At 51.2% G+C, this 12,709-nt stretch carries 11 protein-coding genes and 1 pseudogene; 4 read left to right on the top strand and 8 right to left on the bottom strand.

Annotated elements, in window-relative coordinates:
• Positions 1–189: 189 nt before the first annotated feature.
• From pntB to HMPREF2572_RS06970, 4 genes are all read right to left on the bottom strand, one after another.
• Positions 190–1,575 (bottom strand): Re/Si-specific NAD(P)(+) transhydrogenase subunit beta, encoded by a 1,386-nt coding sequence (gene pntB, locus HMPREF2572_RS06985; protein WP_070497219.1) that lies wholly within the window; start codon positions 1,573–1,575, stop codon positions 190–192.
• A gap of 185 nt (positions 1,576–1,760) precedes the next feature.
• On the bottom strand, positions 1,761–2,162 hold the full coding sequence (locus tag HMPREF2572_RS06980) for a GFA family protein (RefSeq protein WP_070497217.1): 402 nt from the start codon (positions 2,160–2,162) through the stop codon (positions 1,761–1,763).
• 127 nt (positions 2,163–2,289) lie between these two features.
• Complete coding sequence (locus HMPREF2572_RS06975) at positions 2,290–2,673, bottom strand: MAPEG family protein (RefSeq protein ID WP_003765063.1); 384 nt, start codon at positions 2,671–2,673, stop codon at positions 2,290–2,292.
• Positions 2,674–2,676: 3 nt separating this feature from the next.
• Entirely contained in the window at positions 2,677–4,218 is a 1,542-nt protein-coding gene (locus HMPREF2572_RS06970; RefSeq protein ID WP_070497215.1) for a Re/Si-specific NAD(P)(+) transhydrogenase subunit alpha, read from the bottom strand.
• Between the two features lie 204 nt (positions 4,219–4,422).
• On the opposite strand from HMPREF2572_RS06970, the pseudogene HMPREF2572_RS14840 reads away from it, so the two are divergent.
• Positions 4,423–4,539: pseudogene (locus HMPREF2572_RS14840) on the top strand (IS5/IS1182 family transposase); the annotation flags it as partial.
• A 21-nt stretch (positions 4,540–4,560) separates the two neighbouring features.
• Entirely contained in the window at positions 4,561–5,394 is an 834-nt protein-coding gene (gene serB / locus HMPREF2572_RS06965) for a phosphoserine phosphatase SerB (RefSeq protein ID WP_070497213.1), read from the top strand.
• 17 nt (positions 5,395–5,411) lie between these two features.
• Here the strand turns inward: serB and HMPREF2572_RS14580 are convergent, their stop codons facing one another.
• Positions 5,412–5,573 (bottom strand): hypothetical protein, encoded by a 162-nt coding sequence (locus tag HMPREF2572_RS14580; protein ID WP_168161778.1) that lies wholly within the window; start codon positions 5,571–5,573, stop codon positions 5,412–5,414.
• Between the two features lie 220 nt (positions 5,574–5,793).
• Here HMPREF2572_RS14580 and HMPREF2572_RS06960 point away from each other — a divergent pair, with 220 nt between their 5' ends.
• Positions 5,794–7,767, top strand: coding sequence for a TonB-dependent copper receptor (locus HMPREF2572_RS06960; RefSeq protein WP_070497210.1), 1,974 nt, complete (start codon positions 5,794–5,796; stop codon positions 7,765–7,767).
• 215 nt (positions 7,768–7,982) lie between these two features.
• Here HMPREF2572_RS06960 and lpxH read toward each other — a convergent pair whose 3' ends face one another.
• From lpxH to HMPREF2572_RS06945, 3 genes are all read right to left on the bottom strand, one after another.
• A complete protein-coding gene (gene lpxH, locus HMPREF2572_RS06955) occupies positions 7,983–8,720 on the bottom strand; it encodes a UDP-2,3-diacylglucosamine diphosphatase (protein WP_083294180.1) in 738 nt (245 codons plus the stop codon).
• A gap of 132 nt (positions 8,721–8,852) precedes the next feature.
• A complete protein-coding gene (locus HMPREF2572_RS06950) occupies positions 8,853–10,232 on the bottom strand; it encodes a PIG-L deacetylase family protein (protein ID WP_070497205.1) in 1,380 nt (459 codons plus the stop codon).
• 455 nt (positions 10,233–10,687) lie between these two features.
• A complete protein-coding gene (locus tag HMPREF2572_RS06945) occupies positions 10,688–11,692 on the bottom strand; it encodes a TraB/GumN family protein (protein ID WP_070497203.1) in 1,005 nt (334 codons plus the stop codon).
• 275 nt (positions 11,693–11,967) lie between these two features.
• Here HMPREF2572_RS06945 and HMPREF2572_RS06940 point away from each other — a divergent pair, with 275 nt between their 5' ends.
• The gene (locus tag HMPREF2572_RS06940; RefSeq protein WP_070497201.1) at positions 11,968–12,417 is read left to right on the top strand and encodes a CopD family copper resistance protein; all 450 of its coding nucleotides are present in this window, start codon (positions 11,968–11,970) and stop codon (positions 12,415–12,417) included.
• The last annotated feature ends 292 nt before the right edge of the window (positions 12,418–12,709 follow it).

Genomic DNA, 12,709 nt, shown 5'->3' with positions numbered 1-12,709 from the left:
TCGGCAACTGTTTTTCAAACATCAGTTTCTTAGAATTTCCGATGGATTTACGCCGTAGCCTGTCCTCGCGTATGCGGGGGCGGGAATGACGGCGGCGGTGTGTTTGACGTAGTGTGTTCATAAGAAAAGGTCGTCTGAAAACCTTAAAAATCAGGTTTTCAGACGACCTTTTGTCTTGGTTTCTAAATGTTATTTCTTCAATTCCGCCAAAATCTCGTCAACGGTTTTCTTCGCGTCGCCGAAGCACATTACGCTGTTTTCGTTGAAGAACAGCGGGTTTTGTACGCCTGCGTAGCCGGTGTTCATCGAGCGTTTGAAGACGACGACTTCTTTTGCCTTCCACACTTCCAATACGGGCATGCCGGCAATCGGGCTGTTCGGGTCGGTTTGGGCGGCGGGGTTGACGGTGTCGTTCGCGCCGATAACCAGCACTACGTCGGTTTCGGGGAAGTCGTCATTGATTTCGTCCATTTCCAACACGATGTCGTAGGGGACTTTGGCTTCGGCGAGCAGTACGTTCATATGACCGGGCAGGCGGCCGGCGACGGGGTGGATGCCGAAGCGTACTTCGGCGCCGTTTTTACGCAAAAGCTCGGTGATTTCGGCAACGGGGTATTGCGCCTGCGCCACTGCCATGCCGTAGCCCGGGGTGATGATGACGCTGCTGGCGTTGCGCAGCATTTCGGCGACTTCGGCGGGTTTGGCTTCGCGGTATTCGCCGATTTCTTGGCTGCCGGAGGCTGCGGAGGAACCGTCGGTACCGAAGCCGCCTGCGATGACGGAGATGAAGGAGCGGTTCATGGCTTTACACATGATGTAGGACAGAATCGCGCCGCTGGAGCCGACCAGCGCGCCGGTGACGATAAGCAGGTCGTTGGAGAGCATAAAGCCTGCCGCTGCGGCCGCCCAGCCGGAGTAGGAGTTCAGCATGGACACGACCACGGGCATATCCGCGCCGCCGATGGAGGCGACCAAGTGCCAGCCGAATGCGAGGGCGATCAGGGTCATCAGGATCAGGATGAAGCCGCTGCCGTCAACGGATACGAAAACCAGCATCAGGATAAAGGATAAAACCAATGCAGCGAGGTTGAGCTTGTGTTTGGCGGGCAGTTGCAGCGGCGCGCTGTTGATTTTGCCGTTGAGCTTGCCGAACGCGACCAGCGAGCCGGTAAAGGTTACGGCGCCGATGAAGATGCCCAAATAGACTTCGACCAGATGGATGGTGTGCATATCGTGCGAAACGTTGCCCGGTGCGATATAGCTGTTGAAGCCGACCAAAACGGCTGCCAAGCCGACGAAGCTGTGCAAAAGCGCAATCAGCTCGGGCATTTCGGTCATTTCTACTTTTTTAGCTTTGTAGATTCCGATGGCGGCGCCAATCAGCATGGCGATGATGATCCAGCCCAGTCCGTGGGTGTTTTCGGAAAACACGGTAACGAACAAGGCGACCGCCATCCCCGCTACGCCGGAATAACAGCCCTGCTTGGCGGTTTCCTGCTTGGACAGCCCCGCCAGCGAGAAGATGAACAGTATCGCGGCTACGATGTACGCCGCTGTAACGAGTCCTGAAGACATGGTGATTCTCCAATTATTTGTGAAAGTAACTGTGTTTTTTAATCGGGTCGTCTGAAAGGTTTGATGGCGGATTCGCTTAACCGTCAACCGTTTGAGCGGTTGGAAATAACGGTGCGGGCATTTTGGTTTTATCCGCTGTCACTCAGTTGCCGCTAAGTTTTCAGACGACCTCTATATCGGGTTTCCTATTCGCCGCCGAATTGTGCCAAAAACTCTTTTTCGGTCAGCTTGGGCGTATCATTTGCCAGTTCGTAATACGGGGCTTTGGCGTCGATGTAAATCTGCTCTTCCAATTTGAAATCGGCGTTGTCGGCAAATAGTCCGGCGAAGACGAAATAGCTGTCGTTCGGCAGGAAATGGTAGAACAGGTGGGTACCGCAGTTTTTGCAGAACGCGCGTTCGGCCCATTCGGACGAATGGTAGCGGGCGATATTTTCACCGCCGTCGATTTTCGGCGGTTTGGCGGCAATCAGCGAAAACGTCGCGCCGCTGCCCCAAATGCGGCACATCCCGCAATGGCAGGCGTGGACGTGTTTGTCGTGTTCCACTTCTAAAGATACGTTGCCGCACAGGCATTTTGCTTTCATGGTCGAAATCCTCATATTCGAAAACTGGCTTCCAGGTCGTCTGAAAACCCGCTGCATTCGTTTTAGCGAAATTCGCTGAACTCGTTTTAGCGAAATTCGCTACGCTCGTTTTCAGACGACCCCGCTGTCAGACAGCGGCTACAAACAGTCCGATGGTGCAGACAAATCCGCCCGTCCACATTGCCGAACGCAGGCTCGGTTTGTCTTTCAGATAACTGAAAATATAAGCAATGCGAAAGGCGATGAACGATATGGACAAAAGGTTGATGGTCGCTTGCGCGGCATTGCCTGTGGCGTGTGCCACCAAAACGGCGGCGGCAAACGGGGCGAACACTTCAAAACCGTTTTGCTGCGCGGCATTGGCGCGCGCCGACAAGCCTTGCGTGCGGGCGAGGAAATCGCGCGGATTTCGGTTGTCCGACGGCTGAAAACCGCCCTGCGCTTTGGCGATGAAGGAACAAAACAGCGGCAGCAGCGATGCGATCAGGATGCACCAATAGGCTAAAGTCATGGTTTACCCTTTCCTAAACATGTTCAACATCCGACGTGTTACGAAGAAGCCGCCGAAGATGTTGATGCTGGCAATCAGGATGGCGATGAACGCAAGCAGGGTCACGAAACCGTTGCCCTGGCTGATTTGCAGCAGCGCGCCGACGACGATGATGCCGGAGATGGCGTTGGTCACGGACATCAGCGGGGTATGCAGCGAGTGGCTGACGTTCCAGACGACGTAGTAGCCGATGACGCAGGCGAGGACGAACACGATAAAGTGGTTCAAAAATGCTGCGGGCGCGACCGCACCGACCCACAGTACCAATACGGCGGCGATGACGGCGGGCGCGAGTTTTTTCCACAGGGGAACGGGTTTCGGTTCGGGCTTGGCGGCAGGCGCGGCTTTTTCAGACGACGTTTGCTGCGGCTGGGCGGAAACTTGAATCGGCGGAGGCGGGAAGGTGATTTCGCCGTCGCGGGTAACGGTCATGTTGCGGATAATCACGTCTTCGAAGTCCAGCGTGATTTCGCCGTCTTTGTTCGGGCTTAACAGCTTGGTCAGGTTCACCAAGTTGGTGGCGTAAAGCTGGGAAGACTGTCCGGCAAGGCGGTTTGCCATGTCGGTGTAGCCGATGATTTTCACGCCGTTGTCGGTTACGAACAATTCGCCCGGTTTGGTGAGTTCGCAGTTACCACCCGTCGCCGCCGCCAAATCGACGATGACGGAGCCGGATTTCATGCTTTCCACCATTTCTTTGGTGATCAGCTTGGGTGCGGGTTTGCCCGGAATGGCGGCGGTGGTGATGATGATGTCCACCTCTTTCGCCTGTTCGGCAAAGAGCTTCATCTCGGCGGCAATAAATTCGTCGCTCATCACTTTAGCATAGCCGTCGCCGCTGCCGCCCGATTCTTGCGGGAAGTCGAGTTTCAGGAACTTGCCGCCCATCGATTCGATTTGTTCCGCCACTTCCAAGCGGGTATCGAATGCACGCACCACTGCGCCGAGCGAGTTTGCCGTACCGATCGCCGCCAAACCTGCCACACCTGCACCAATCACCAAAACCTGCGCGGGTGGCACTTTGCCGGCGGCAGTGATTTGACCGGTGAAGAAACGGCCAAAAGCGTTGGCGGCTTCAATCACGGCGCGGTAGCCGCTGATGTTTGCCATCGAAGACAAAGCATCCAAGGCCTGCGCGCGGGAAATACGGGGCACCATGTCCATCGCCAGTGCGTTCACTTTCTTGGCGCGCAAGGCTTCGACCAAAGCCTCGTTTTGGCGCGGCCACAAGAAGCTGACGATGGTCTGCCCTTCTTTGAGCAGCGGCAGCTCGCCTTCGGACGGCGCGTTGACTTTGTAAAGCAAAGGGCATGCCCAAACCGTTGCTTTGTCGGCAACGGTCGCGCCTGCTGCTTGGTAAGCGGCATCGTCCAAACTTGCCGCCAAACCTGCGCCGCTTTCGACAACGGTTTCAAAGCCCAGTTTGCTCAACAGTGCAATGGTGGCAGGCGTACAGGCGACGCGGGTTTCGCCGGATAATGACTCGCGTGGGATACCGATTTTCATCTCTGAATCCTTTTTTTGGGTTGTCTGTATATAAATGTTAATATATTCCATATAATCCCCTTATAGCGAATTTTCAGTGGACTGGCAATAGTTAAGCCGACAATTCGGCATTTCATCCTTGTATTCCCTTACAAATACTGTCGTCTGCGTTTAAAATCATTTCCTAAGCATTCGGCCTGAGTGCCGTAACATCCTTCACTGTTTCGTTATAGTGGATTAAATTTAAATCAGGACAAGGCAACGAAGCCGCAGACAGTACAAATAGTACGGCAAGGCGAGGCAACGCCGTACTGGTTTAAAGTTAATCCACTATATATAATCCGCATTTTTTGAGCCACCACCATGCCGCACGCCCTCGTCCTCCAATTTCCCTCCGCCGAAGCCCTGCCTTCCGCCCTCCTTGCCCTCCTGCCCGAGCCTGATTACGCCGATGAAAAGCGTATGCGTTTTATTGTTGAGGAAGGGTTTTCTTTAAGCGAGGCAGACGCGGCGTTGCTGGACAGCCATCAAATTGACCACGCCGTATTGCCCGATATGGCGTTTGGCGAACTCGGGCTGATTGTCAGCGATATGGATTCGACGCTGATCACCATTGAATGCGTCGATGAAATTGCGGCGGGTGTCGGCTTGAAAGACCGCGTGGCGGAAATTACCGAACGCTCGATGCGCGGCGAATTGGATTTCGAGCAGTCTTTGCGCAGCCGCGTTGCACTGTTGGCGGGATTGGACGAACGGGTTTTGGCGGAAGTTTATGAAAACGTTTTGCGGCTCTCGCCCGGTGCGGAATTTTTGTTGGACGAATGCAAGGCGCACGGCGTGAAATTCATGCTGGTGTCGGGCGGATTCACGTTTTTCACCGAAAAGCTGCAACAACACCTCGGCTTCGAATACCAACACGCCAATGTTTTGGAAATTGAAAACGGCAAGCTGACGGGTCGTCTGAAAGGCAGAATTATCGACGCGCAGGCAAAAGCGGATTTATTGCGCGAATACCGCGACTGCCTTGGATTGCAGCCGCATCAGGTGTTGGCGATGGGCGACGGTGCAAACGATATTCCGATGCTCAAAGAAGCCGGCATAGGCGTGGCTTACCGCGCCAAACCGAAAGCGCAGGCAGTCGCCGATGCCTGCATCAATTTCGGCGGGCTGGAGCGCGTCAGGGGTTGGTTTAAATAAACCGCCCGTATCGTTTGTCAGGAGTTTCCCTGTAAAGCAAAGGTCGTCTGAAAATTTTTCAGACGACCTTTTTGCTGTTTGAAATATCGTAATGACTGCGAACGGAACACCAAAGAGAACGCAGTAACAACACGCCAAAACGAAGCATCCACCCCGCTCCTAAACACAATCTTCTTCATCCCCCTAACAACCTTATCCTTTCTTCCTGTCAGACTGAAAACAGGTAATTAATCAACACAGTTATTACCGTTCTTAAAATAATTTGGCTATGCACTGAAAATATTGACTTAAATTAAACAAAATCGTTTTCTTATTCACAAACTATCCGACATTCTTTATACTACTAAAGTAGTAATTAACTACAACCAATGAACTAAACCAATAAAAGGAGCCCTAAGGATGAAACATCAGTTACTCCTTCTGCCGCTTGCCGTAGCTGTATCCCAAGCTTGGGCAGATACAAACCCCGTTCCCGAAGAGACTGTTACCCTTTCCCCTGTCACCGTCACCGGCACACAACAACAAAAAGCCAATAGCGTTACTTTCAACCCCAAAGCTGCTTTGCAACCCCTCCCTGCCGGAGACGGGGCAGACCTTTTACAGTCTGTCCCCAACATGAGCATCATCCGCAAAGGCGGTAGCTCGGGCGATCCGTTGTTCCGCGGTTTGGGCGGTTCGCGCCTGTCAATTAACGCCGACGACCAGTTTATTTACGGCGGTTGCGCTATGCGTATGGATCCGCCGACTGCATACATTCATCCAAACTCTTTCGACAAAGTCGTCGTGACCAAAGGCCCTCAAACCGTAACCCAAGGTATGGGCTTGGTCAGCGGTTCGGTACAATTTATCCGCAAAGACCCTGATTTCAGCGAAAAACCCTACAACATCAACGCCTCCCTGACTGCGGGCAGCAACGACCGCCGCGACGGCTCGCTTGAAGCCGAGTTCGGCGGCAAATACGCCTACGTCCGCAGCAATATTTCCCATAACGAAGCCGACGACTACAAAGACGGCTCAGGCAAACGCGTCCACTCCCATTTCAAACGCGACAGCCAAATGCTGCAACTGGGCATCACCCCGACCGAAAACACCACCATCGCCGGCACATACGAACGCAGCAGAGCCAAGGTCGCCTACGCCGACCGCATGATGGACGGCAGCAAATTCGACCGCGACGCATGGAATGTCCGCTTTACCCAACGCAACCTCACCCCTTGGTTCAGCGAACTCGAATTGCGCTACGGTGAAAGCGAAATCGACCACGTCATGGACACATACAGCCTGCGCACCATCCGCAATCCCGCAGGCAAACAGATTAAAAATGCCAACAACCCCAAACGCAACACCGACACAGGTCGTCTGAAAGCCACCTTCGATTGGGATAATCTCAACCTGCAAACCGGCGTAGATTATATGGACGACGTACACGTCGCCCGTATGGAACGCGGCGGCGACGGTTACAGCCACAAGCCTTTTATGCCCAACCAAAGTTTCAAACAATGGGGCGTTTTCACCGAAGCCGCTTGGCAGCAAACCGACAAACAACGTTGGGTAGCAGGCTTGCGCCACGACCGTGTCAAAGCGGATTATGATTCCGCAGACGTAACCGATCCCACCTTGAAACATCAGAAATTCAACTTGAATTCCGGTTTCTTACGTTGGGAACGTGATACGGATAACGGCTTGAAATACTATGCCGGATTCGGTATCGCCGAACGCTCGCCCGACTACTGGGAACGTCTGCGCGCCAAAAAGAAAATCATCCATCCCGAACAAAACCGCCAAATCGATGCGGGCATCATCTGGAAACGTCCTAACCTCCATGCCTCCGTGTCCGTATTCGGCAGCGATGTCAAAAACTTCATCATACTCGAACGCCAAGGCACGGATTTAGGCGTACGCAACGTTAAAGCCTCGCGTTTCGGCGGCGAAGCCGAAGTCAAATGGACGTTTGCGCCCAACTGGGAAATCGGCAGTAGCCTCGCCTACACCCACGGCAAAAACCGCACTGACGGCAAACCTTTGGCACAAACCCCGCCGCTCGAGTGGAACAACACCCTCGCCTTCGACAACGGCAAATACAGCGCAGGCGCGTTATGGCGCGTCGTGGCGAAACAAAACCGTTACAGCAAAGGTCAAGGTAACATCGTCGGTCAGGACATCGGCGCCTCTTCCGGCTTCGGCGTACTCTCGCTCAATGCCGGCTGGAAATTCAGCAAATACGCCACCTTGCAGGCCGGCATAGACAACGTGTTCAACAAAACCTATGCCGAATTTGTCAGCAAAGGCGGCGACCCTTCAGCAGGCACGCAAACCTTGCGCGTCAACGAACCCGGCCGTACCGCTTGGTTGAGGCTGCAAGCGAAATTCTGATGTTGAGTTGAGAAAGTGAAAGGTCGTCTGAAAACCCGATTGTGGGTTTTCAGACGACCTTTTTGATGATGACTTTAAAGTGAAGCTGTTTTACAAGAGACGATGTTTTAGTAATTCAAATCATATTCAAACCATACGGAACAGTTGAAATATCGTACCAAGATGAAAGGTTGAACCCAAGCCCCTGTATTTTTACCCGCCACCGCCCCGCAAATTTATAAAGGAACGAATCGGAAACCCTGTTCGTCAACCTCCAGTATGGAAGCGTAATCAGGCTTCCAGTCCCCCAACACAATACGGGTAAAGCCGTCTTCCTGATGGATATGCTCACGGTGTGTATGTCCGTGAATCAACAGTTGGGTATGATGCCGACGTACAATGTCTGCGGTGAATTGCGGCTGGACGTCCATGATTTCCGCCGCTTTATATTGTTTGCCCTGCTTACTGGTTCGGCGTATTTTACGGGCGATTTTCAGACGCAGGGCAAGCGGCAGGCTTAGGAACAAGCGTTGCAGCCATTTTTGGTGAACAATCTTTCTGAACTTCTGATAACGCGCATCATCGATACACAAAGTATCTCCGTGGCAAATCAAGGCAGAGCTGCCGTATAAATCGACCACCGCATATTCGGGCAGCAACTTCATACCGGATTGCGCTGCAAATTGCTTTCCGATCAAAAAATCCCGATTACCGTGTACGAAGAAACATTCCACCCCGTGCTGCACGACGGATTGAATCGCTTGCGCGACGGTTTGGGTCAATTCGGATTGCTCGTCGTCGCCTATCCAAAAATCAAACAAATCCCCCAAAATATAAACCGAACGAGCCTTCGGTGCTTTTTCTCGCATAAAGCACAAAAACAATTCGGTCAATTCGGGATGGGATTCGCTCAGGTGCAAATCGGAAATAAAGTAAATCGGCATGGCGGGCAACAGGTGTGAAATCCTTGCCATTATAGGTTTTCAGACGACCTTTGTATATCGGCCGCCAAGGTATGCGGCATTGTCCCGCCCATTGCCGAGACTGCGCTCAATTGCTCTTTTTATCCGACATTCAGGCAGGCAATGATTTGAAACCTACCCCATTCAGCCGCATTGGACGATTTTTTGATAACTGTCTTCCTGATGCACATCGCTGACAGGAACAACGTAAAACAATTCATTGCTGCGGACAAAACGGTTAACCAAATCCCTATCGATATCAAATACATGATGGCGCAAGCCGTTCAAGCCGCGGAATATCATGGTTTTCCAGTCCGCATACCCGTTGGCGTTGGGGCGGATATCGTTCATCGCGTCCAGCGCCAGCAGCTTGCGGTTCTGCTCTTCTTTGTTCAAAGGCAGGGAATACACGGAATGGAAATGGAATGGCTGACCGAACATCGGCGGCAGGCTCAACATCGAGCCGGACTTGCCGATCGGGAAATCGTCGCTCAAAAAATGCAGCGTATGCAAAAACAGCGAACCTTTCCGATAATCCAGTTGTTTCAACGCTTCAACCGCAGCAATCGTCGTATATTGATGGTCTTTGTGTGCGTCAATATTGGGCGACGGGCTGACGATGATGTCGGGCTGGAAGGTTTCGATAATATACGCCAAATTATTGACCAGCCCGCGCCAATTCGAGCCGCCGTTCAGGCCTTTGGACAAAGGCGAAGTATTGGCACGGCGGAACAGATTGACATCCGCCGTATCCAGTTTGGTCGACTTCACATCGGCATCGGGATTCTGCTTCATGACTTGCAATGTGCTGTCAAAATAGCCGAGCTGCAAAATGTTTTCAGACGACACGCCCGCCAAAAGCGGCACGGTCAGGCTGTTCCATACGCGCATCCTGCCCTTTTGCAGATACTGCGCCTGCATTTGCTCGGGATTGCGCGCATACAGATTGTTGTAATGGAAGCTGCCGCCCTCCCCTGCGGTAATCGTAACCACCAACGTATCGGCAGCATGTTTTTCATATAATCCGTAAGCCGCCAATTCCGCATCATCCGCATGGGGGGCGAGGACCAGAATTTTTTTACCGCTCAAACACTCGCGCGGATAAACCGACAATTCAACTTCCTGATCAGGCAGGAACACGCGGTTGCCGCTTAATGTAATTTTTCTGCTGCCGTCGTCGAAGGTGTCGGTCAAATTGAGGTAGCGCGCGCCGTTGCCGCCATGTTCGACATACGCCCGCCATTCCCCGCGGTTGGTTTTGACGCCGATCCAAGGCATCACCAATCTGCCCAGCCAACCTGATTTCACGTTGATTCTGGCGATGACCGTATCATTCGCGCCGATGGTGTCGGGCAAGATCAGCTTGCCGTCACGCAAACTGACTGTCGCCGACTTGGGCAATTGACCGTATTCGTAATCGCGGCTGACATCGTAAGCAAACCGTTTTCTGCGAATTGCTGCCACGATAAAGGCAGCAATTACAAGCAGGCAAAGTATCATGCAAAACAATACTAACAATAACATTTTGTTCCCCTGTGATAATTTCCCTTATCTTATTATCTAAAAATGCGTACGTCCTAACTTTCTAACAAACGGTCATTTTCAAAACCAAACGTCATTTTGAATAGTAATTTACAATTTGAAATCATACAGTTTTCAATTGCACGCCCCTTCCGTTCGTAAGCAAACGCCCCTATCCAAGTTTCCAATTCTGCACCGTCCTTCCCGATAAGATAAGAGGATGACACAACAAGCTGTCGCCACAATGCAAAGGTCGTCTGAAACCATCTATGCCTTCACGTCCATCCTGTTTCTCGCCATATTTGAAACAAAAAAGCACGCACCAATCTTTCAGACGACCTTCTCTATTTTTGGATTTCAATAGAGTGCAAAAAATAAACCGACCGCTGTATCTCGCGGTCGGTTTGTTTTTTCATTATAAAACGTCGTCTGAAACTGTTTTCAGACGACGTTTTGTCTTACCACATCAATATTGAAGGCTCCGGCGTCACCTGATAGCCCTCCTTGCGCAACTTCTCAATCAAACCTTGTTCAGACATCAAGTGCAGGATACCCACTGCAAACACCGTTTTCTTTTTAGCAGATATCTCTTTGATTTTCGGCAGCCAAATTTGATTGCGCTTAATCAGCAAATCGCTGCGTACCCAAGATAAAACGGGAATAGTATCAGGATACTTTTGAGCAAATTCCTGCTCTAATTCAGTTTGCACCAAAGGTAAATCCTCGAACTTTCCTTTCTCATAGGAATTGAAAAGACGTTTGGTTTCCCGCTCGACATACTCTTCATTCGTTCTCAATGTCAACATTTTAATCATCAACTTTTCCGGCTGACTGGCAAAAATTCGAGAGAAATCCATCACATCCTCTAAAGCAAGGCGTGTTTTACCGGACTCTTGTGCCGCTTTCGACAGCAAAATATCCACACCTGTCTGGTTGCTGTATTCAGGCGGATAAAGGCTTAAAGAAAACATCAACACCGCCCAAGGATGCATGTGGTCGATGTACAGCGCCATCTGAGCCAACTCCGGATTTTTCATAAAATCCTGTTGCAACAATTCAAAATCCTTATCGCCCAACTTGGATTTCAAAGAATCTTGACTATAAATTTTTTGCATAAACTCTTGATATTTCGCCATCTCTTCATCATTGAGCTGGGGCAGCATATCGGCCTCGGTAACCAACTGTTCGACAGATGCAAGCAAATTCTTTGCATCTTTAGACAAGGTGGCATTGGGCTTACCGATATGGATGGTACCGACCAAATAAGAATCCGGCTGCCCCGATTTGCTGATTTTCCAAACATTACTGGTTAATTTAGGGGTATCCCAATTCAATTCAGGACGGATAACAACAGAAGCCGCTTTTTCCCGCTTTGCTGCCGGTTTCTCCGAAACCTCCTGTTTACATGCAGACAACGGCACAATCGCCAAACATACAGCCAACAGAGACAATAATTTATTCATCTTTTTCCTCTTCATCATCATGAAATGTGGCAACAGTATAGTGTATAGGGGGTTAACTTTAAAATAGACCGATATGTTAAATAAAATACCCGATTTTATTACCAGATTTGAAAACTATTTTGCCCCTTAACTATCGAACTGCCCTAATAAACAAAATGGCTTCTTTGCACATCCCGAGCGATACCGGCTATTGAGCCGACAATAAGGAAAAGGTCGTCTGAAACCGCCCGACTGATGATACAATTTCGCCTGAATATCCACTTCGGAACACGGTCATGAGTCTCTACGCCATCGCCCACATCATCCACCTCTTCTGCGCCATTGCCTTTGTCGGCGGCGTCTTTTTCGAAATGCTGGTTTTGTCCGTCATGCACACCGGCCGCGTCTCGCGCGAATCGCGCCGCGAAGTCGAACGCGCCATGTCCTACCGCGCCGTCCGCGTTATGCCGCCCGTCGTCATTACGCTTTTCATCAGCGGCATCGTCATGGCATTCAACCGCTACCTGCCCTTTTTGAGCGAACCCTTCGCCACCTCACTCGGCACGCTCCTCACCCTAAAAATCCTGTTGGCAGTCAGCGTCCTCGTCCATTTCGCCATCGCCGTCGTCAAAATGGCACGGCGCACCCTGACCGTCGGCTGGTCCAAATACATCCACGCCGTCGTGTTTTCCCATATGCTGTTTATCGTATTTTTTGCCAAAGCCATGTTCTATCTGTCTTGGTAAGCTGTTTTCAGACGACCTATTTACCACCAGAGGTCGTCTGAAAAACAAAGAACGAACACAAAATAACACACTAATAATAGCGGCATTTGAAAGCAAAAAATCCGCATAACCCGAAAAACCAATATGCCCGAGTCAGCCGCCCTACCCCCTCTTCCTCATCAGCTGGGGCAGATTATTCAAAATTAAAAAGGTAAAGAGGTTCAGTTATAGTGGATTAACTTTAAATCAGGACAAGGCGACGAAGCCGCAGATAGTACATCAGGACAAGGCGATGAAGCCGCAGATAGTACAG

Source organism: Neisseria sp. HMSC064E01 (assembly GCF_001808875.1).
Lineage (GTDB): Bacteria > Pseudomonadota > Gammaproteobacteria > Burkholderiales > Neisseriaceae > Neisseria > Neisseria sicca_A.
This window is presented reverse-complemented; position numbering and strand designations above follow the sequence as displayed.